Source organism: Methylobacterium segetis, from assembly GCF_004348265.1.
GTDB lineage: Bacteria > Pseudomonadota > Alphaproteobacteria > Rhizobiales > Beijerinckiaceae > Methylobacterium > Methylobacterium segetis.
In genome coordinates this window covers 63,313-83,356 of record NZ_SMNT01000253.1, presented here as the reverse complement: position 1 = coordinate 83,356, position 20,044 = coordinate 63,313, and the positions used below count along the sequence as shown (strand labels likewise).

General features: G+C 71.2%; 16 protein-coding genes. 8 read left to right on the top strand and 8 right to left on the bottom strand.

All coding sequences use genetic code 11. The features are described 5' to 3' along the window. The first annotated feature begins 72 nt into the window (after positions 1-72). Both E1J50_RS26840 and E1J50_RS26835 read left to right on the top strand, forming a co-directional pair. Entirely contained in the window at positions 73-1,467 is a 1,395-nt protein-coding gene (locus tag E1J50_RS26840; RefSeq protein WP_132257389.1) for a lipopolysaccharide biosynthesis protein, read from the top strand. Further along, complete coding sequence (locus tag E1J50_RS26835; RefSeq protein ID WP_132257386.1) at positions 1,464-2,588, top strand: GNAT family N-acetyltransferase; 1,125 nt, start codon at positions 1,464-1,466, stop codon at positions 2,586-2,588. Before E1J50_RS26840 ends, E1J50_RS26835 begins: the two co-directional genes overlap by 4 nt. A 4-nt stretch (positions 2,589-2,592) precedes the next feature. On the opposite strand, the gene E1J50_RS26830 is transcribed toward E1J50_RS26835, so the two are convergent. Continuing rightward, positions 2,593-4,095: an NAD(P)/FAD-dependent oxidoreductase gene (locus E1J50_RS26830; protein WP_132257384.1), complete on the bottom strand. Its 1,503-nt coding sequence runs from the start codon at positions 4,093-4,095 to the stop codon at positions 2,593-2,595. A gap of 216 nt (positions 4,096-4,311) precedes the next feature. Here E1J50_RS26830 and E1J50_RS26825 point away from each other — a divergent pair, with 216 nt between their 5' ends. Then, positions 4,312-6,105, top strand: a complete 1,794-nt coding sequence (locus E1J50_RS26825) for a hypothetical protein (RefSeq protein ID WP_245516777.1) — start codon at positions 4,312-4,314, stop codon at positions 6,103-6,105. Between the two features lie 3 nt (positions 6,106-6,108). On the opposite strand, the gene E1J50_RS26820 is transcribed toward E1J50_RS26825, so the two are convergent. The 6 genes from E1J50_RS26820 to tpiA form a co-directional block, all read right to left on the bottom strand. Further along, positions 6,109-6,483, bottom strand: a complete 375-nt coding sequence (locus tag E1J50_RS26820) for a hypothetical protein (RefSeq protein WP_132257381.1) — start codon at positions 6,481-6,483, stop codon at positions 6,109-6,111. After that, positions 6,480-8,069, bottom strand: a complete 1,590-nt coding sequence (locus E1J50_RS26815) for a S10 family peptidase (RefSeq protein ID WP_132257379.1) — start codon at positions 8,067-8,069, stop codon at positions 6,480-6,482. Before E1J50_RS26815 ends, E1J50_RS26820 begins: the two co-directional genes overlap by 4 nt. A 58-nt stretch (positions 8,070-8,127) precedes the next feature. Beyond that, positions 8,128-8,580, bottom strand: coding sequence for a DNA polymerase III subunit chi (locus tag E1J50_RS26810; RefSeq protein WP_132257376.1), 453 nt, complete (start codon positions 8,578-8,580; stop codon positions 8,128-8,130). An 81-nt stretch (positions 8,581-8,661) separates the two neighbouring features. Continuing rightward, positions 8,662-10,290: a CTP synthase gene (locus E1J50_RS26805; protein WP_132257374.1), complete on the bottom strand. Its 1,629-nt coding sequence runs from the start codon at positions 10,288-10,290 to the stop codon at positions 8,662-8,664. A gap of 180 nt (positions 10,291-10,470) precedes the next feature. Next, entirely contained in the window at positions 10,471-10,899 is a 429-nt protein-coding gene (secG, locus tag E1J50_RS26800) for a preprotein translocase subunit SecG (protein ID WP_132257371.1), read from the bottom strand. A gap of 151 nt (positions 10,900-11,050) precedes the next feature. Then, positions 11,051-11,812 (bottom strand): triose-phosphate isomerase, encoded by a 762-nt coding sequence (gene tpiA / locus E1J50_RS26795; protein WP_132257369.1) that lies wholly within the window; start codon positions 11,810-11,812, stop codon positions 11,051-11,053. A 185-nt stretch (positions 11,813-11,997) separates the two neighbouring features. Between tpiA and E1J50_RS26790 the strand changes: the two genes are divergently transcribed. Then, positions 11,998-13,899 carry a peptidylprolyl isomerase gene (locus E1J50_RS26790; protein ID WP_132257367.1) on the top strand — a complete coding sequence of 634 codons (1,902 nt, stop codon included), beginning with the start codon at positions 11,998-12,000 and terminating at the stop codon, positions 13,897-13,899. Positions 13,900-13,906: 7 nt separating this feature from the next. Further along, on the top strand, positions 13,907-15,427 hold the full coding sequence (gene trpE / locus E1J50_RS26785; protein WP_132257365.1) for an anthranilate synthase component I: 1,521 nt from the start codon (positions 13,907-13,909) through the stop codon (positions 15,425-15,427). Positions 15,428-15,541: 114 nt separating this feature from the next. On the opposite strand, the gene E1J50_RS26780 is transcribed toward trpE, so the two are convergent. Next, positions 15,542-17,215, bottom strand: coding sequence for a methyl-accepting chemotaxis protein (locus E1J50_RS26780; RefSeq protein WP_342635924.1), 1,674 nt, complete (start codon positions 17,213-17,215; stop codon positions 15,542-15,544). 281 nt (positions 17,216-17,496) lie between these two features. Between E1J50_RS26780 and E1J50_RS26775 the strand changes: the two genes are divergently transcribed. From E1J50_RS26775 to trpC, 3 genes are all read left to right on the top strand, one after another. Beyond that, positions 17,497-18,126: an anthranilate synthase component II gene (locus tag E1J50_RS26775; RefSeq protein WP_132257360.1), complete on the top strand. Its 630-nt coding sequence runs from the start codon at positions 17,497-17,499 to the stop codon at positions 18,124-18,126. Positions 18,127-18,187: 61 nt separating this feature from the next. After that, positions 18,188-19,201 (top strand): anthranilate phosphoribosyltransferase, encoded by a 1,014-nt coding sequence (gene trpD, locus E1J50_RS26770; protein ID WP_132257358.1) that lies wholly within the window; start codon positions 18,188-18,190, stop codon positions 19,199-19,201. Between the two features lie 9 nt (positions 19,202-19,210). Then, on the top strand, positions 19,211-20,041 hold the full coding sequence (gene trpC, locus E1J50_RS26765) for an indole-3-glycerol phosphate synthase TrpC (RefSeq protein WP_245516776.1): 831 nt from the start codon (positions 19,211-19,213) through the stop codon (positions 20,039-20,041). Positions 20,042-20,044: the final 3 nt, after the last annotated feature.

The following is a 20,044-nucleotide window of genomic DNA, read 5'->3' as shown; positions in this document are numbered from 1 at the left end:
GCAAGGGCGCCTCCCCTAAGCGGTCCTGTCGGGCCGGCCGCGCGCCGCCCTCACGCTTCTCGGGGAGCGGGCATGGCAGCGGGTCTCGCACACGATCCGGCCGATCGTCCGGCCGAGGAGGCCCGCGACGGGCACGGGCTCGGCACGGCCTTCGGGCGGATCCGCGCCCTCCGGACCGGACCGGCGCGTGCGGCCGTCACCGTCTTCGCCATCCGCATCGCAGCGGCCGGGCTCGCCTACATCGCGCAGGTGCTGATGGCCCGCCTGATGGGCGGCTCCGAGTACGGCATCTTCGCCACGGTCTGGGTCTGGATCGCGATTCTCGGGCATGCCTCGACGCTCGGCCTGTCGCAGGGCGCCTGCCGCTTCCTGCCGGGTAGCCGCGCGCGGGGAGCGCACGCCGAGACCCGCGGCTTCCTCATCGGCGGCGCCGCCGTGACCGCCCTCACGGGCCTCGCCGTCGCCGCGCTCGGCCTCGCTCTCGCCCTCGGCGGTCCCGCTCTGGCCGAGGCCTACCGATGGCCCGTCGTGCTGGCGGCCCTCGTCCTGCCGCTCTTCGCATTTCAGGATTTCTGCGAGGGCGTGGCGCGCAGCCACGACTGGGCCGTCCTTGCCATCGCCCCACCCTACCTGCTGCGCCAGGGGCTCGTGGTCGTCGCGATGCTCGGCGCGATTCTCTGCGGGGCGCCGGCCGAAGCCTCGGTGGCCCTCGCCTGCGCATTCCTCGCCACCGGCCTTTCGGCAACGATCCAGGCCGCCCTGCTCCTGCGCCGCCTCGCCGCGATCCTGCCGGCCGGGCCGCGGCTCTATCGCTGGCGGGTCTGGCTCGGCGCCGGCCTGCCGATCGCGGCGACCGACCTTGCCGGCGCGGCCTTCGGCTTCGTCGACGTCGTGGTCCTCGGCTTCCTCATGCCGGCAGCCGCGGTCGGCCTCTACTTCGCGGCGACCCGCATCCAACAGCTCGTCCTGTTCGTGCACTTCGCGGCCTCGGCAGCGACCGCGCAACGTTTCAGCGCCACCCAGGCCGCGGGCGACCGGAACGGGCTTGCCGCCCTCGTCACCGCGCAGGGGCGCGCCACCTGCGCCGCCACATTCGTCATCGGGTCGGGCATCGTCGCGGCCGGTCCGCTGCTGCTGAGCCTGTTCGGGCCGGACTTCGCGGCGAGCCAGGCTCCGCTCGCGATCCTCGTCGCCGGCAGCGTCGCGGCGAGCCTGTTCGGGCCGGGCGAGGATCTGCTCACCATGCTCGGCGGCGAGCGGCTCTGCGCCGCGATCACAATCGGCCTCGTGGGCGTGGCGGCGCTGCTCTGCCTCGCGCTCGTTCCGTGGCTCGGCGTGAACGGCGCAGCGCTGGCGATGGCCGCCGCCAGCATCCTGCGCGCGGCCGCGCTCGCGCACAGCGCGCGGGCACTCCACGGTCTCGCGACGCCGGTCTGGTCGGGCCGCAGAGCTCGGACGCCATCATGATTCCCCAGCCCCGGACCTGCGCCATCGCCGTCGGGATCTCGACCCTCGCCGAGCTCGAACGCTCCGGCGAGGCCTGGGACGATCTGCTGCGCCGCGCCGAGCAGCCGAACCCCCATCTCAGCCGGCACGCCCTCGCCGCGCATCGGGCGGCGGATCTCGCGGGCGGCTCGCTCCGGTTCGTCACGGTCTGGCGCGGGCACCGGCTCGAGGCCACCCTGCCGTTCGAGCTGAGGCGCGACATCGTCGGCCTCGGCGGCCGCATGGCGCGCCCCTTCCTCTCGCCCCTCGTCACGGCGACCGCACCGCTCGTGACACCCGGAGACGGCGAGGCTGTCGCGGCCCTCGTCAACGGGCTCGCCGCCAACGGCGCGTGGCGCTGGCCACTGTTGCCGACCGGCTCGCCGGCGGGATCCGCCCTGCTGAGGGCCCTCGAATCCGCCGGCTGGTCGGTGGCGGCCATCTCAGCCTTCGAGCGCCCCGTCCTCCAGCGGCGGGCGAGCTACGAGGCCTTCCTCGATGGGCACCCGCACCGCTCGCGCCTGAAGGATCTCCGCCGCCGCGAGAGGCGTCTGGCGGACCTCGGTGCCGTCGCCTTCACGACCGCCACCGAAGGCGCTGACCTGACCCGGTCGATCGAAGCCTTCCTCACCCTGGAGCAGGCCGGCTGGAAGGGGGACTCCGGGACGGCAATGGCCTGCAGCCCGGCGACGGACAGGCTCGCCCGCGCGCTCTTCTCGGGTTCGGACGGGCCGGTGCGCGCACGCGCGGATATCCTGAGCCTCGACGGGACGCCGATCGCGATCAGCCTCGCCCTCGTGGCGGGCGGCACGGCGACGCTCCTGAAAACGGCCTACGACGAGCGCCACCGGGCGCTCGCGCCGGGCCTGTTGCTGGAGGAGCGGATCGTGCGCGCGATGCACGAGACGGGCTTCGCGGAGCGGCTCGATTCGGCGACGCTGTCCGGCTCGGCCCTGGAGAGCCTCTACCGGGACCGGGAGACGGTCGCCGACATCATCGCCCTTCCGCCCGGAAGCGGCGGGCTCTCGCTCGAGCGCCGCCTGCGCCTTGCCCACCTGGAGGAGGCCGCCCGCGCCGAGGCGAAGCGGCTCCTCGGGCGCTGAAACCTCAGGCCACCCTGCGCGGCACGAGGCGCTCGCTGCCTAGCGCCTCCTCGGCACCGGAGAGCCCGGCCTCGGTGTACTCGGCATCCTCGTTGACGCGCCAGATGTCGTGGCGGCGCCGCCCTTCGATGATGTTCTCGACGGTCAGCATCGCCGTCATCATCGCGTGGTCCTGATTGTTGTACTTGTGCATGCCGTTGCGGCCGACGAGGTGGAGCGACGGGAAATCCCGCTCCAGCTCCATGCGCACCATCGCGACGTTCTGCCGATAATTCTCGTCGTAGACCGGATAGGCCTTCGGCTGCCGCACGACGCAGGCGTCGACGACGTCCTCGGGAGCGATCAGGCCGATCGTGCCGATCTCGCGTTTGGCGAGCGCGACGAGATCCGCGTCCGAGGCGTTCCAGAGACCGTCGCCCTCGAAGCAGAAATATTCGAGCCCGAGGCAGGTGTAGTCGGCATCGGGCACCATCTCCGGCGACCAGGAGCGGAAGTTCTGCACGCGGCCGACCTGCACGGACGGGTCGTGGATATAGATCCAGTTGTCCGGGAATTCGCGCCGCGAGCGCGCGATCAGCGCCACGGTCAGGAAGTCGCGGTATTGCAGGGCGCGGGCGTGGAAGGTGCTCATCGGCCGCGGCTTGATCGCTTCCACGAGCTCGCGCACCGGCGCCGACGAGATCAGGTTGCGCGCCGTGTAGGTCTCGCGGGATCCGTCGCCGCGCTGCACCGAGACCGTCCAGATCCCGGTCGCCGCATCGTAGCTCAGCCCGTCGACGCCGCGGTCGAGGAGGACCCGGCCTCCCTGCCGCGCGATCTTCGCGGCAGCCGCCTCCCACATCATGCCGGGGCCGCGGCGCGGGTAGCGGAAGGATTCGATGAGCGTCTTGATGACCGGCTCGCCGGGCTTCGCCTTGGCCTTCAGCCCGAGCGAGCGCACGAGTGCGTCGCGGATCGCCGCGCCGAGATCGAGACCCTTGATCCGCTGCGCCGCCCAGTCGGCGGAGATCGCGTCGCAGGACATGCCCCACACCTTCTCGGTGTAGGTCTTGAAGAAGATCGAGAACAGCCGCTCGCCGAACTGATTGCGCACCCAGTCGTGGAAGCTCTTCGGCTCCGGGATCGGCCGCGCCCGCGCGTAGAGATAGGAGGCGACGCAGGCCGCGCTCTGCAGGAGGCCGAGGTTCCTCAGCGCCTCGAAGGCTTTGAGCGGATAGGCGTAGTACTTGCCCCGGTAGTAGATCCGCGACAGGCGCGGGCGCTCGATGAAGTCGTCGGGCAGGATCTCGTCCCACAGATCGACCACCGCCTTCGCCTTCGAGAAGAACCGATGGCCGCCGATGTCGAACAAGTAGCCGTTGTGCGACACGGTGCGGCTGATGCCGCCGACCTGCTGCGGATCGCGTTCGAGGACTACCACGTCCCGCCCCTTCTTCGAGAGCAGGTAGCCGGCGGTGAGGCCCGCGGGACCGGCGCCGATGATCAGCGTCTCGGTGTGATAGCTCATTCCCTGCTCCGGCATCCGGGCCGCACGGCTCAGCGCCGGCACGGCGCAGTTGCAGCGCGGACCTTGCAGCCCGGATGGTTAAGGAAGCTCTGAAGCGCCGGCACGCGATCGAAGTCCGGCAGGTTTGACCGCGGCTTAACCCGGCGGCCCTACGCTCGCCCCGATTGTCGAGGGACGGTTGATGGGTACGATCAGGACTGGCGCGGCGAGCGAACCATGCTGAGCACCACAGCGTCTCACCCGGGCGCCACGCGCGCGACGAGCCTCAGCCCGGCGCTGCTGCTCTGGTTGCTCGTCGCCTTCTCGGTCGTGACCCTCGAATCACCCGGCGACATTCTCGCGACGATCGAGCACCTGCGCGTGCGGGACACCGACGACGCCATGCGCCTCGTCGCGGTGCGCGACCTCGTGGCCGGCCAGGGCTGGTTCGACAACACGCAATACCGGTTCGTGCCGCCGGACGGGGTGGCGAGCCACTGGTCGCGCCTCGTCGACGCGCCGATGGCGCTGCTCGCGCTCGGGCTCACGCCCTTCGTGGGCAAGGGGCTGGCGCTCGGGCTCACCGCGGCGCTCTGGCCCCCGCTGCTGCTGCTCCTCTATGCCCTCGTGCTGTACAGGGGCGTCCGTGCCGCGTTCGGCGCGCAGACGGCCATCATCGCCGTCCTCGTGGCTCTGCACACGCTCGGTCTCACCCTGCAATTCTCGCCCGGGCGCGTCGACCACCACAACGTCCAGCTCGTCGCGATGCTCGGCCTCGCGCTCTGCGTCGCGCGGGGGGGGCTGCGCGCGGGGCTCGCAGGCGGCGCGATCACCGCGCTCTCCCTGGCGGTCGGGCTCGAGTCGCTGCCCTTCATCGGCGCCGCCGCCCTGTTCCTGATCTTCGATTGGGTGCTGCGCGGGCGCCTCCCCGCCTTCCTCGGCTTCGGCCTCGGGCTCGGGCTCGCCGCACCGCTCCTGTTCGGGCTCCAGACCGCACCCCGGCTCTGGGCGGTTTCCGCCTGCGACGCGCTCTCGCCGCCCTGGCTCTGGCTCGCCGTGGGCGGGGGGGGCACCGCCCTCGCCTGCGCCGGCCTGCACCGCCGCCTCGCGACGCCGGTCTGGCGGCTCACCGCCGTGGCAGTTCCGGGGCTCCTCCTCATCGCCGGCTTCGTCAGCCTGTTCCCGGCCTGCCTGGACGGTCCCTTCACCGGCATGCCGGAGCTCGTGCGCGAGAAGTGGCTCTACACGGTCAACGAGATGACCTCGCTCCGGGGCTTCATCGTGAAGGGCCGCTGGGAGAGCTTCGCCTTCTACCCCTCGCTCCTGCTGGCCTGCCTCGTTGCGACGGTGGAGGCGCTGCGCGGCGCGCCGGAGCATCGGCGCCTGTTCGGGGTCGCGGCCCTCCTCCTCTGGCCCGGCCTCATCCTCGGCTGCGTCCAGTTCCGGGGGACCTACAGTCCCATGGGCATCCTTCCCTTGGCGGCCGCGCCCGTGATCGCTCGCGCGATCGCGCGCGTCGGGGAGCTGACAGTCCCGGCGGGGCAGCGCGCCGGCCTCGCGGCGCTCGCCCTCGGCCTCGTCAGCTCCGTCTGGACGCTGCCGCTCTACGTCGCCGCCCTGATCCGCCCGAGCCCCATCGCGGCGCAGGCGGAGAACAACCTGCGCTGCCTCACGCCGGAGGCGGTGGCGCCGCTCGCCCAGGTGCCGAGCGGGACGATGCTCGCCCTGATCCGGATGGGTCCGGCGATCCTCCTCCACACCCCGCACGCGATCGTGGCCGCCCCCTATCACCGGGCGACCTCGGGGCTGCTGGCCGGGATCGAGGGGCTCGGAGGGGAAGAGGGCGACCTGCGGCGCCATGTCGAGGCACGCGGGATCACCTACGTCGTGGCCTGCCCCGGGCAGCCGGCCTCCGACACCGGCCCCGAGACGGCCTTCGCGACGCGGCTCGCCGAGGGAACGGCGGCGGCGTCCTGGCTCGAGCCCGTGGACGTGCCCGGAACCTTTCTGAAGGTCTGGCGGGTCCGCTGATCGTTACCGGACGATGCGGTCGAGGCGGTTGTTGACGAAGAAGTACAATTCCTTCGCGCCGGGCTCGTTGTAGAGCACCTGGACCTCGCGCCCGGACCGTCCCTCGCCGACGAGCACGTCCGTCGGCGTCTTGCCCTTCAGGCGCACGAGATCGCACTCGCCGATGCCGGGCTCGATGGCGGCCGCCGCCGTGGGAGCCGGGCCCGTGCACTGCCCGTCCGGACCGAGCACGGGGCCGCTATAGGTCGGTGCAGCAGGCGCCGCGGCCACGGGCGGGCTCGCGGCAGGCGGGGCTGCGGGCGCGGCGCGCTCGGTGCTCTGGCAGCCGGCGAGCGCGGCCGCGACGAGGAGGAGCGGCAGGCGTCTCGGTCGGCTCACGGCATATCCTTGTGCGTCTCGGCGGCGGGTCTCGCCCCTTGCGGCTGCGGCGCGCTCGCCCGCGCCCGGAGGGCGGCGGCGTAGAGATCCGCGACGTCCTGCCGGAAGGCGGCGCGCGCGTCGGGACGCGAGTAGAACATGTGCCCGCCGGGATAGACCGCGAGGCTGAGCCGCTTCTCGCTGCCGTAGCTCGGCATCTGGTCGATGATCAGCTTGGAGGTGAAGTAGGGCGTCACGAGGTCCGTGAAGCCGTGGGCGACAAGGACGCGCAGATTGCCGTCGAGGGCGAGCACCCCGCGCAGCGCCCCCACGGCCTCCGGCGCGCTGCGGCCCCCGCCCCAGCTCCAGCCGCGATTGACCGCGCCGTTGAGGAGTTCGTAGCGCATGTTGGGCACGCGCCAGTTCAGCCGCTTGGCGTAGAGCTCGATCATCGCGCTCGTCAGCGGCGCCTGGATCGCGGTGAGGAGCGGATCCTCGAAGCCCGAATGCGGGGCGTTCGGCTCCGGGTCCCAGCCGGTCACGCCGGTGTCGTAGGCGCTGGCGACGCGCCCGCCCGCCCGGTCGATCTCCCGCTGCACGCTGTGCGAGGTCAGGCGACCGGCCTGCGCGCGCACGAAGCCGACATCGAGGCCGGTCAGCCCCGCGACCCTGTCCGACAGCCGCGCCACCGCCACGGCGTCGGCCGGGCCTTTCAAGAGGTCGGCGAGATAGGCGCCGGTCGCGTAGCTCTCGGCGTCCGCGAGCTGGGCGCGCGTCGGAACGGTGCCGCGCCGCTCCAGGGCCGCCGCCGCGAAGGACGGCAGGCGCGTGACGTGCCCCCAGGGATTGGTGCGCGGCGGCTGCAGCCAGCCGAAATCGAGGACCGGCGAGAGCAGCACCATGCCGGACAGCCCGATCCCGACATCTTCCTGCAGCTTCGCGGCGATGAGCGGCCCGCGGAATCCGCCATAGCTCTCGCCGACGAAGAATTTCGGCGCCCCCGTGCGGTCGTTGATGCGCAGGTAGCGGGCGATCGCCGCCGCCAGCACCGAGGCGTCGGACTCGATGCTCCAATACTTCTTGGCGTCCCCATCCGCCGCGCGGCTGTAGCCGGTGCCCACGGGGTCGATGAAGACGAGGTCGGTGAAGTCGAGCCAGGTCCCGTCGTTCGGGACGAGGCCGACGCCCTGGGAGGGGCTGATGCTCGCCCCGTCCGCGGGCAGCCGCCAGGGGCCGATCGCGCCGATGTTGAGATAGGCGGAGGCCGCCCCCGGACCGCCGTTGAGGGCGAAGGTGACGGGGCGCTCCGCCTCGCCCTCGCGGGCCGGGCGGGTATATGCGACGTAGGCGATCTCGGCCTGGAGCTTGCCCGCCTCGTCGACCAGCGGCAGGCTGCCCGCGACGGCGGTGAAGGCGAGGCTGCGCCCGTCCGGCAGGGTGACGCTGTGCTCGGTGGTCGAATCGGGCGGCAACTTGCGCCCTTCCGGACCGCGCTGCTCGGCCTGCCGCTGCGGTGCCGCCCCGGGCGGCCCGCCCTGCGCGAGCAGCGGATTGGGCCCGGCGAGGACGAGGGCCAAAGCGGCGGCCCAGGCTGCGAAGCGCGTCATGGCGTTCCTCCGGTGCCGCGGCGGCGCGCGGTCGCGTGTCTCGATCGGGTTCGGGGCCTCAGGCCTTCTTCTGCCAGCGGCCGCTCTCGTCCTGCTGCCAGTAGGCGACCGCGTGGCCGCCCTCCTTGGCCTGCTTCCACTGCTCGCGGGCGCGCAGCAGCGCATCCTGGTCGGTGCCGTCGAACAGGATGCAGATCCGCTCGTAGCTGCCCGCATCCGGAGGAAGCTCGGCGCCCTCGACGAGGAAACGGATCGAGGCGGCGTTCGGATTGGTGTCGCGCAGCGTCAGGATCACGGGCTGGCTCGCCGCATCCGCGTCGCGGTCCGTGGCATGGGGCAGGAAGCTGTCGTCGCTGAAGGTCCAGAGCTGGTCGTCGAGGGCCTGAAGGCGCTCCTCGCTGGCGGCCTGGACGGCGGCCCGCCACTTCCGCTCCAGCGAGCGCTCCAGCAGGTTCGGCAGCACCTTCTCGAGGGGCTGGCGCTGCATGTGGTAGAACAGGATCTCGGTCACGACGCAGAGATTTAGGCTGCGGCGCCCCGAATCCCAACCAAAGGCGCCACCCGCCGCGACGACGCAGCGTCGCAGGGGTGCTCAGACCAGCCGGCTCTGCTCGATCGCCGCGGCGATGAAGCCCTTGAACAGCGGGTGCGGCTCGAAGGGCCGCGACTTCAATTCCGGGTGGAACTGCACGCCGATGAACCAGGGATGGCCGACATGCTCGATCGTCTCGGGCAGGAGGCCGTCCGGCGAGGTGCCGGAGAAACGCAGGCCCTTGGCCTCCAGGCATTCGCGGTAGGCCATGTTGACCTCGTAGCGATGCCGGTGCCGCTCCGAGATGTCCGTCGAGCCGTAGATCTGCGCGATCTTCGAATCGGGGTTCAGGTTCGCCCTGTACGCGCCGAGGCGCATCGTGCCGCCGAGATTGCCCTCGGCCGCGCGCCGCTCCAGTTCGTTGCCGCGCAGCCACTCGGTGAGGAGGCCCACGACCGGCTCGGACGTCTCCCCGAATTCGGTGGAATTGGCATCCGCGATCCCGGCGAGCGAGCGCGCCGCCTCGATCACCGCCATCTGCATGCCGAAGCAGATGCCGAAATAGGGGATCTTGCGCTCGCGGGCGTAGCGGGCCGCCCGGATCTTGCCCTCCGCCCCGCGCTGGCCGAAGCCGCCGGGCACCAGGATGCCGTTCAGCCCCTCGAGGAAGGGTGCCGGATCCTCGCGCTCGAAGACCTCGGACTCGATCCATTCGAGGTTCACCCGGACCCGGTTGGCGATGCCGCCGTGGGTCAACGCCTCGGTGAGCGACTTGTAAGCGTCCTTCAGCCCCGTGTACTTGCCGACGATCGCGATCGAGACCTCGCCCTCGGGGTTCTTCACCCGCTCCGAGATGGTGCGCCACTTCTCGAGCTTCGGCTCGGTGTCCGCATCGATGCCGAAATGAGCGAGCACCTCCCGGTCGAGGCCCGCCTCGCGGTAGGAGAGCGGCACGTCGTAGATCGAATCCACGTCGCGGGCCTCGATCACGGACGTCTCGCGCACGTTGCAGAACAGGCCGAGCTTGCGCCGCTCGTCGGCCGGGATCGGCCGGTCGCAGCGGCAGAGCAGCATGTCCGGCTGGATACCGATCGAGCGCAGCTCCTTCACGGAATGCTGCGTCGGCTTCGTCTTCAACTCGCCGGCCGAGGGACTGTAGGGCAGGAGCGTCAGGTGCACGAAGGCGGTGGCGCCCCGGGGCAGTTCCTGGCCGAGCTGGCGGATCGCCTCGAAGAAGGGCAGGCCCTCGATGTCGCCCACCGTGCCGCCGATCTCGACGAGGACGAAGTCGAAGTCCTCGTTGCCGTCGAGGACGAACGCCTTGATGGCGTTGGTGACGTGGGGGATGACCTGGATCGTGGCGCCGAGATAGTCGCCGCGCCGCTCCTTGGTGATGATGTCGAGGTAGATCCGGCCCGTCGTGATGTTGTCGGCCCGGGTCGCGGGGACGCCCGTGAAGCGCTCGTAATGGCCGAGGTCGAGGTCGGTCTCGGCGCCGTCGTCGGTGACGAAGACCTCGCCGTGCTGCGTCGGGCTCATCGTGCCCGGATCGACGTTCAGGTAGGGATCGAGCTTGCGGAGCCGGACCTTGTAGCCCCGGGCCTGAAGGAGGGCCGCGAGAGCCGCCGAGGCGAGACCCTTTCCGAGCGAGGAAACCACGCCGCCGGTGATGAAAACGTACCGCGTCATGGGCCTCGGTCCTTAACGAATGCTCGGTGATTTGCCAAACCGCAAAATGCTCGCGCCGCGCGATCCTTGTGGAACGCGCAACGCAAGGTTACGGCCTTGAAGGGGAAGGGCAATTCGAAGCCGACGTCGGCGCGACCCGAGGGCCATGCGCCGGCGCCGGGGGGAGCGCCTGCCCGGCGCTCAGCGCGATTGCGGCGCGTCCGGCGGACCCGAGGGGGCGGCGGGCGCGGGTGCGTGCGAGGCCGGAGCGGCGGGAGCCTGAGCACCGCCCTCGCCGCCGCCCTGGCGGCGAAGCGTGTCGAGCAGGTTGTCGGCGTTCGGGGCCTGCTGCGCGGGCTGTCCCGTCCCGGTGCCCTCCAGGATCGATTTCGGCGCCGCGCTCCGATGCGACAGGACGGCGAGCGTCATGCTGGTCACGAAGAACAGGGCGGCGAGGATCGCGGTTGCCCGCGTCAGGGCGTTCGCCTGTCCGCGCCCGGTCATGAAGCCGGAGACGCCGCCGCTGCCCCCGCCGCCGAGGCCGAGGCCGCCCTCGGAGCGCTGCAGCAGCACCACCGCGATGAGCGCGAGCACGATGAGAAGATGTACGACGATCAGGACGGTCTGCATCGGATTTCCAGAAGCGGCGCGCGCTGCCCGGCGGCCTGACGGGCTTCGGGAACGCAGGCAGAGCCGGCATCCCGAGACGCCGGCCGCGTAACCCGCGGGGCCTTACACCAGATATGACCTGCCGCCAACCGCGCAACCGCGTGGTGCGGGCTCAGGCATAGGCGGCCGCGATCCCCAGGAAATCCTCCGCGACGAGGCTCGCGCCGCCGACGAGTGCCCCGTCGACATTGTCGACGGACATCAGCTCGCGCGCGTTGCCGGGCTTCACGGAGCCGCCGTAGAGGATGCGGATGCGCGCCGCCTCGGGGCCGACGAGCCGCTCCAGCATCTCGCGCAGCGAGGCGTGCACCTCGGCGATGTCGGCGGGCGTCGGCGTGAGGCCGGTGCCGATCGCCCAGACCGGCTCGTAGGCGATCACCGTGTCGGCGCCGGTCGCACCCTTCGGCACGCCGATGGCGAGCTGGGCGCGCACGATGTCGAGGGTGCGGCCCTCCTCGCGCTCGTCCTTCGTCTCGCCGACGCAGATGATCCCGCACAATCCCGCCCGCCGGGCGGCGAGTGCCTTGGCGTGCACGCCGTCATCCGTCTCGTGGTGGTAGGCGCGCCGCTCCGAATGCCCCACGATCACGTAGGAGGCGCCGAGGTCGGCCAGCATCTCGGCCGAGATCGAGCCCGTGAAGGCGCCGCTCGGCTTGGCGTGGAGGTTCTGGCCGCCGATGGCAATGTTGGAGCCGTAGGCAGCGGCGACGCAGGACGCGATCAGAGTGGAGGGCGGGCAGATCAGCAGGTCGATGCCCTCGATGAGGGCGGGCGACAATCCGCGGCGGACGGCCTCGACCACGGCAACCGAGCTGCGGGTGCCATTCATCTTCCAATTGCCTGCAACCAGAGGGCGCCGTCCCTGCCGTGTCATCGGTGCCCTTCGCGGTACGCAACGATTGCCGGGCCTATCAGAGCAAGCTTGGGCGTGCAAACCGCCTCCGCCCTTTGCTGACGCCCGCGGATGGTCTATCGCGGGCAACCGCAATTTCATAACGCCGACACGCCCGCCGCGAGCGCTGCCCGCGCGGGAAGGACGACAGACAGGCCCGCGCCCCGATGCTCCAGAACATGCGCAATGCCAGCCAGCACTGGCTCGGCAAGATCGTTCTGACGATCGTGTTCACGCTGCTGATCGCGGGTGTCGCGATCTTCGGCGTCGAGGAGTTCTTCCGGGGCGGATCGAGCAACACGGTCGCGACCGTCGGCAAGACGCAGATCTCGGCCGAGGCCGTGCGCGCCGCCTATCAGAACCAGCTCCAGCGCTATCAGCAGCAGCTTCGCCGCAACCTGACGCCCGATCAGGCGCGGGCGCTCGGGCTCGACCGCCAGGTCATGTCCCAGCTCGTGACGGAAGCGTCGCTCGACCAGAAGACCCGCGACCTCGGCCTCGCGGTGCCGGACGCGGCGGTGCTGCGCGCGATCCACGAGGAGAAGTCGTTCCAGAACGCGGAGGGCAAGTTCGACCCGTCCCTGTTCTACCAGACGCTGCAGCGCGCAGGGCTCAACGAGGCCCTGTTCGTGCGCGAGCAGCGGGCGGTGATCGCCCGGCTCCAGCTTGCCGAAGCCGTCGCGGCGGACATCCATGTGCCTCAGGCGATGCGCGAGGCCGTGCACCGCTACTCCACGGAGCGGCGTGCCGCCGCCTATCTGCGCCTTGCGCCGTCCGTCGCGGGCGAGGTCCCGGCGCCGACCGATGCGGAGCTGGAAGGCTATTATTCCGCGAACAAGGCCAATTACCGGGCGCCCGAGCGCCGCAGCGCCAACCTCCTCGTCCTCAGCCCGGAGACGCTCGCCATGCCCGAGGCGGTGACCGAGGAGGAGCTGCGCAAGGTCTACGACACGCAGAAGGAGCGTTTCGGCTCGCCCGAGCGCCGCACGATCCAGCAGATCGTCTTCCCCGACGAGGCGGCGGCCGAGGCCGCGCGCAAGCAGATCGAGAGCGGCGAGAAGCCGTTCGAGGCCGTGGCCGTGGAGCGCGGGGTCGACCCGAAGAGCCTCTCGCTGGGCACCCTGACGAAGGCCGAGCTGTTCGACCCCGCGGTCGCCGACGCCGCCTTCTCCCTGCAGCAGGGCGCCCTGAGCCCGCCCGTGAAGGGCCGCTTCGGCACCGTGCTCCTGCGCGTCACGGGCATCGAGCCGGAGACCCGCAAGCCGTTCGCCGAGGTCGCGCCCGAGATCCGGAAGGCCCTTGCCGATCAGCGCGCCCGGAGCGGCATCGACGCGGCCCACGACGCGATCGAGGACCAGCGGGCGAGTGCGAAGCCGCTCGCCGACATCGCCAAGGAGCGCGGCCTGCCCCTCGTCGCGGCCGAGGCGATCGATGCCCAGGGCAAGGACCCGGGCGGCCAGCCGGTTGCCGGCATTCCCGATCCGGACACGACCCTGCCCGCCGTGTTCCGCGCCGAGATCGGCGGCGACAATGAACCGCTGCGCACGAAGACCGGCGGCTACGTCTGGTTCGACGTGACCAAGATCGATCCCGCCCACGACAAGCCGCTGGCCGAGGTGCGGGAGCAGGCGGTCGCCGGCTGGAAGGCGGCGGAGGTATCGCACCGGCTCGCCGCCAAGGCGCGGGAGTTGCAGGAGCGGCTCGACAAGGGCGAAACCCTCGAAGCCGTCGCGGGCTCGGTCGGCCTCAACGTCCAGACGGCCGAGGACCTCGCCCGCAACCAATCGAAGGACGACCTCGACGCGGACGTTGTCAATCGCATCTTCGCGACCTTCGTCGACAAGCCGGGGTCGGCCCCGTCGGGCGAGTCGCGCGTCCTGTTCAAGGTCACCTCGGCGACGATGCCGGCCTACGTGCCCGGCAGCCCGAGCGACAAGACGATCGAGTCGAACTTCCGCACGGCGCTCGCCGACGACGTGCTCGGCGAGTACATCGCCGAGGTGCAGAAGAAGGCCGGGGTGAGCGTCAATCAGGCCGCCTTCCGGCGCGCGATCGGCGGCGAGTACTGAGGCGGCAATGGCCTCCGACGATCCCTACGACGCCTTCGCGGCCGGCTACGAGGCCGGCCGCCCGGCCCTCCTCAACCTGACGCTCGTCGCGGACCTCGAGACACCGGTCGCGGCCTTCCTGAAGCTGCGGGCCCGCCACGCCGGCGCGGCCTTCCTTCTCGAATCCGTCGAGGGTGGCGCCGTCCGCGGGCGCTACTCAATGATCGGCCTCGACCCGGACCTGATCTGGCGCTGCCGGGACGGCAGGCCCGAGATCGCCCGCGGCGCAGATCTCTCGGCGTTCAGCCCCGATGACCGAGGCCCCCTCGACAGCCTGCGCGCGCTGATCGCCGAGAGCGCGATCGGCGAGGAGGCCGGCGCCGAGCTGCCGCCGATGGCGGCCGGCCTGTTCGGCTATCTCGGCTACGACATGGTACGGGCCATGGAGGTGCTGCCGGAGCCGAACCCGGACCCGCTCGGCGTGCCGGACGCGGTGCTGGTGCGGCCGCGGGTGATGGTGGTCTTCGACGCGGTGCGCGACCTCATCACGGTCGTGAGCCCGGTGCGGCCCGTCGCGGGAGTCTCCGCGCGCGCCGCCTACGAAGCGGCGCAGGCGCGTCTCGAACAGGTCGCGGGCGCCCTCGAAGGGCCGCTGCCGATCGAGGCGCGGGCCGACCTCAGCAACGTCCCGCCGCCCGAGCCCGTCTCGAACACGCCCCCCGCCGACTATGCGGGCATGGTGGCGCGGGCGAAGGAGTACATCGTCGCGGGCGACATCTTCCAGGTGGTGCTCTCGCAGCGCTTCGAGGCGCCCTTCACGCTGCCGGCCTTCGCCCTCTACCGCTCCCTCCGGCGGACCAACCCGGCGCCGTTCCTCTGCTACCTCGATTTCGAGGAATTTCAGGTCGTCTGCTCAAGCCCGGAGATCCTGGTGCGGGTGCGGGACGGCACGGTGACGATCCGGCCGATCGCCGGAACGCGCCGCCGCGGCGCCACGCCCGCGGAGGACAAGGCGCTGGCCGAGGAGTTGCTCGCCGATCCGAAGGAGCGCTCCGAGCACCTGATGCTGCTCGATCTCGGCCGCAACGATGTCGGGCGCGTCTCGCGGATCGGCACCGTCACCGTCACCGGCTCGTTCTTCCTCGAATATTACAGCCAGGTGATGCACATCGTCTCGAACGTCGAGGGCGAGATCGACCCGGCCCGCGACAACCTCGACGCGCTCGCGGCGGGATTTCCTGCCGGAACGGTGTCGGGCGCGCCGAAGGTGCGGGCGATGGAGATCATCGACGAGCTGGAACGCGAGAAGCGCGGCCCCTATGGCGGCTGCATCGGCTATTTCGGGGCCCGGGGCGAGATGGACACCTGCATCGTCCTGCGCACGGCCATCGTGAAGGATGGGCGGATGCACGTCCAGGCGGGCGCGGGCATCGTCTACGATTCCGATCCGGCGGCCGAGCAGCAGGAATGCGTGAACAAGGCGAAGGCCCTGTTCCGCGCCGCCGAGGACGCCGTGCGCTTCGCCGCCCAGGCGAGGCGCGGGCAGTAGGAGGCCGACCCCCTCGGGGCCGGCCGCCCGGGTCGATACGGCTCACGAAACTCCGGGTTCCCGGATGCCCACTTCCGGGCGCGGCGATGCCGGAAGGTGTTCCGTGAGCGACGCTCAGGCCGCCTTGACGTCGGCCAGGAAGCCCCGGACCGTCTGGCTCAGGGTCGCCGAGTGCGTGGCGAGTTCGCGGGCGGCACCCAGGACCTGCGTCGCCGCGGAGCCCGTCTCCCCCGCCCCCTTGCGCACGTCGCCGATGCTGCCGGTGACCTGCTCCGTGCCGCGCGCCGCCTCCTGCACGTTGCGCGCGATCTCCCGCGTCGCGGCGCCCTGCTCCTCCATCGCCGCTGCGACCTGCGTCGCGATGTCCGCCATGCCGTCGATGGTGGTGCCGATGCCGCGCACCGCGTCGACCGCCCCGCGCGTGGCGCCCTGGATCGCGTCGATCTGCCCCGCGATCTCGCTGGTCGCCCGGCTCGTCTGGGCCGCGAGTTCCTTCACCTCGGTCGCGACCACCGCGAAGCCGCGGCCCGCCTCGCCAGCGCGCGCCGCCTCGATCGTCGCGTTGAGCGCGAGCAGGTTTGTCTGGCCCGCGATGTTGGAGATCATCGCGATCACGGCGCCGATCTTCTCCGCGGTCTCGGCGAGCGCGTGGATCGTCGCGTCGGTGTCGCGGGCGCTGGCGACCGCCGTGCCGGCGATCTCCGCCGAGCGGGAGACCTGCTGCGTGATCTCCTGGATCGAGGTCGAGAGTTCCTCCGTGGCGGTCGCGACGGTCTGGACGTTGCTCGAGGTCTGGCCGGCCGCCGCGGCCACGGTGACCGCCTGCCGGTTCGTCTGCTCGGCGATGCCCGTCATGGAATGGGCGGTGGCCTCCATCTCGGTCGCGGCCGCCGTGAGGCTGTCGGTGAGGCTGCCGGCCTCGCGCTCGAAAGCCTTGGTCAGTCCGTCGAGGCGCTCGGCCCGGCGCATCTTCGCGGCGTCCTCGTCGGCCTGGATCGCGGCGAGGCGCCGCGCCTCGAGCGCGTTCTCCTTGAAGATGGTGAGCGCCCGCGCCAGGGCGCCGATCTCGTCCCGGCGCTGGGCGCCCCCGACGGCGACGTCCAGATCGCCGGCCGCGAGCGCGCCCATCGCTGCGGTCATGCGCCCGAGCGGACGCCCGATCGCGCCGATCACGATGGCGGCGGCGAGGCCGAGGGCGACGACGAGGCCGGTTCCCGCCGCAACCATGAATTCCAGGGACGCGCGGCTCGCAGTCTCCTCCGCCTGCGCCCGGGCATCGGCAAGCTCCCGGCCGATGGCCTCCATCCGCTGCGCGACGCGCTCGCTGATGGCTCGGCGGGCCGGCGACGCCTCGTTCTGCGCGACGGCCATGGCAGCCTTGTCCTCCCCCTTGAGGCCGAGCGCGGTCGAACGATCGAGGATGATGAAATACCCGTCGATGAGCGAGCGGATTTCTTGGTTCATCGCCCGGCGTTCAGGGGTGTTGGCGAGGGCCGTCAGCTTGTCCATCGCCGCGACGACCCCAGCCTTCGCCTTGTCCTGGCGCATCTTGTAGCCCCCGATCTTCTCGGGGTCGCTCTCGATGATGATGTTGCGGTTCTGAAGCGCCGCCTCCGTGAGATCGACCGCGAGGCGAAGGATGTTCTCCTGCCGCGCCACCTGGACGTCGATCAGGCCGTCGATCTGCCGAGACAGGCCGGAGAGCGCTGAGCGCGCGAAGACGACGACGCCGAGCGTGACGACCAGCGAGATCGCGAGGGGGATCGCGATCTTCCCCAGGAGCTTCACATTGTCCAAGCCTCGCATAACCGCCTCTCCAAAGTCCGACCAGCTCCTATGAAGTGGGGCCTTCATGGTTAAACATCGATTAAATCTCGGTCTTGGCCGTCATAATGGCCAATGTTCGCCAATCAGACGCGTGATTGACGGCCCATTTTAGCTCAACCCCTGTCGACGAACTCCATCTTGAACTGAATGTGCTCAAAACGTCGTCGATGGAAGCGGCACAGCGTCCGCTGTGCGGCGCCGACACTTGACCGGCGCGGCCCGAGGCCTCAAGTCCCTGATCCATGAAGCCGGCCGCGCAATCCGACGTCCTCGTGATCGACAATTACGACTCGTTCACTTGGAATCTCGTGCACCTGATCGGCCCGCTCTGCGGATCGATCTCGGTCGTGCGCAACGACGCGCTCGCCGTCGAGGAGGTCCGGGCGCGCAAGGCCGACGCGGTGATCCTGTCGCCGGGCCCCTGCACGCCGAACGAGGCGGGGATCTGCCTCGACGTGATCCGCGAACTGTCCGCCGACACGCCGATCTTCGGTGTGTGTCTGGGACTGCAGGCGATCGGGCAGGCCTTCGGCGGCGACGTCGTTCGGGCGCCCGCGCCGATGCACGGCAAGGTCTCGACCATCGAGCACGGCGCCACCGGCGTCTTCCGCGGCATCAACGGGCCGCTCCAGGCCACCCGGTACCACTCCCTCGTCGTCGATCGCGCCGGCTGCCCCGGCGATCTCGCCGTGACGGCCGAGGCCGACGGGCTGATCATGGGGTTGGAGCACCGGTCGCGGCCGGTCCACGGCGTGCAGTTCCATCCCGAGAGCATCCTCTCGCAGCATGGAACGCAGATCCTGCGCAATTTCCTCGAGATCGCCGCGGCCTGGAACGCGGAGCGTGACAAGCGCGCGCACGACGTGCATTGACGCGTCAGACCGGGACGCGCCGACGCGCGGCGCGCCCGCATCGGCAGACCGCGTCCGGCGCATGGAATCCTTCAAGCACCCCCTGGCCAAGGTCGCCTCAGGGCAGTCCTTGAGCCGCGACGAGGCGCGCGCCGCCTTCGACGACCTCCTCTCCGGCGATGTCACGCCGGTCCAGGCGGCGGCCTTCCTCGTCGCGCTGAAGGTCCGCGGCGAGACGGTCGAGGAGATCACGGGCGCCGTGGAGGCCATGCGCGCCCGGATGCTCCCGGTCGCCTCCGTCCCGGGTGCCGTCGACATCGTCGGCACCGGCGGCGACCATTCCGGCAGCTACAACGTCTCGACGCTGGCGGCGATCGTCACGGCCGCCTGCGGCGTGCCGGTCGCCAAGCACGGCAATCGCGCCGCGACCTCGCGCTCGGGCGCCGCGGACGTGCTGGCCTCCCTGGGCGTGAAGCTCGGCCTCGACCCGGCTGGTCTCGGCCGCTGCCTCGATCAGGCCGGCCTCTGCTTCATGTTCGCGCAGACGCATCACGGCGCCATGCGCCACGTCGCGCCCGTGCGCTCGCAACTGCCGGTGCGCACCATCTTCAACCTGCTCGGCCCCCTCTCGAATCCGGCGGGCGTCACGCACCAGGTTCTCGGCGTCTCGACGCCGGACTGGGCGGAGCCGCTGACCCGGGTGCTCTCGGCGCTCGGAAGTCGCCGGGTCTGGACCGTGCACGGCTCGGACGGGCTCGACGAGATCACCGTGACGGGGCCGACCGCCGTCGTGGCCCTGGAGGACGGGCACATCACCCGCTTCCGCATCGATCCGCGCGAGGTCGGCCTGCCGCTCGCGACCCTCGAGGATCTGCGGGGGGGCGATCCGGACCACAATGCCCGCGCCCTCGCCTCCGTCCTCGACGGAGCCCGCAACGCCTACCGGGACATCGCCGTTCTCAATGCTGGGGCCGGCCTCGTGGTCGCGGGGGCCGCTCCGACGCTCGGCGAGGGCGTCGCGCGCGCGGATGCGGCCATCGCCAGCGGGGCGGCCCGGGCGACGCTCGCCCGCCTCGTCGAGGTTTCGAACGCCTGAGGGATGCCGATGTCCGAGACCGCAACCACGGGCGCCACGGGACAGACCGTCCTGGCCCGCATCGAGGCCTATAAGCGGCGCGAGATCGCCGAGGCGAAGCTGCGGGTCTCCGAGTCGGAACTGGAGGCGCGCGCCGCCGCACAATCCCCGCCCCGGGGCTTCGCGGACGCGATCGGCGCCCATATCGCGGCCGGTCGCCCCGCCCTCATCGCGGAGGTGAAGAAGGCCTCGCCCTCGAAGGGGCTGATCCGGGCCGATTTCAACCCGGCGGCGCTGGCTGAAGCCTACGAGGCCGGCGGCGCGACCTGCCTCTCGGTGCTGACCGACGAGCCGTCTTTCCAGGGGCGCCCCGAATATCTCGTGGAGGCGCGGGCCGCCTGCGCCCTGCCGGTGCTGCGCAAGGACTTCATGTTCGAGCCCTATCAGGTGCTCGAAGCGCGGGCATGGGGCGCGGATTGCGTGCTCGCGATCATGGCCTGCCTCGACGACGAGGAGGCGGCAGCGATCGTGGAGGCGGCGCACGACCTCGGCATGGACGTTCTGGTGGAGGTGCACGACGCCGAGGAGCTGGAGCGGGCGATTCCGCTCGGCACGCGTCTCATCGGCATCAACAACCGCAACCTGAAGACCTTCGAGGTCTCCTTCGAGACCGCGATCCGCCTCGCGCCCGGCATCCCGAAGGACCGCATTCCCGTCGCCGAGAGCGGCATCGCCAGCCACGCGGACGTGGTCCGCCTCGCGGAGAACGGCCTCAACACGGTTCTCGTCGGCGAGAGCCTGATGCGGCAGGCGAACCTGACGGAGGCGACGCGCAGCCTCCTGTTCGGCGAGACGGCGTGACCC

Coding starts and splice junctions, on each gene's coding strand:
- E1J50_RS26840 (WP_132257389.1), top strand. CDS start 73: ATGGCAGCGGGTCTCGCACACGATCCGGCCGATCGTCCGGCCGAGGAG.
- E1J50_RS26835 (WP_132257386.1), top strand. CDS start 1,464: ATGATTCCCCAGCCCCGGACCTGCGCCATCGCCGTCGGGATCTCGACC.
- E1J50_RS26830 (WP_132257384.1), bottom strand. CDS start 4,095: ATGAGCTATCACACCGAGACGCTGATCATCGGCGCCGGTCCCGCGGGC.
- E1J50_RS26825 (WP_245516777.1), top strand. CDS start 4,312: ATGCTGAGCACCACAGCGTCTCACCCGGGCGCCACGCGCGCGACGAGC.
- E1J50_RS26815 (WP_132257379.1), bottom strand. CDS start 8,069: ATGACGCGCTTCGCAGCCTGGGCCGCCGCTTTGGCCCTCGTCCTCGCC.
- E1J50_RS26805 (WP_132257374.1), bottom strand. CDS start 10,290: ATGACGCGGTACGTTTTCATCACCGGCGGCGTGGTTTCCTCGCTCGGA.
- secG (WP_132257371.1), bottom strand. CDS start 10,899: ATGCAGACCGTCCTGATCGTCGTACATCTTCTCATCGTGCTCGCGCTC.
- tpiA (WP_132257369.1), bottom strand. CDS start 11,812: ATGACACGGCAGGGACGGCGCCCTCTGGTTGCAGGCAATTGGAAGATG.
- E1J50_RS26790 (WP_132257367.1), top strand. CDS start 11,998: ATGCTCCAGAACATGCGCAATGCCAGCCAGCACTGGCTCGGCAAGATC.
- trpE (WP_132257365.1), top strand. CDS start 13,907: ATGGCCTCCGACGATCCCTACGACGCCTTCGCGGCCGGCTACGAGGCC.
- E1J50_RS26775 (WP_132257360.1), top strand. CDS start 17,497: ATGAAGCCGGCCGCGCAATCCGACGTCCTCGTGATCGACAATTACGAC.
- trpD (WP_132257358.1), top strand. CDS start 18,188: ATGGAATCCTTCAAGCACCCCCTGGCCAAGGTCGCCTCAGGGCAGTCC.
- trpC (WP_245516776.1), top strand. CDS start 19,211: ATGTCCGAGACCGCAACCACGGGCGCCACGGGACAGACCGTCCTGGCC.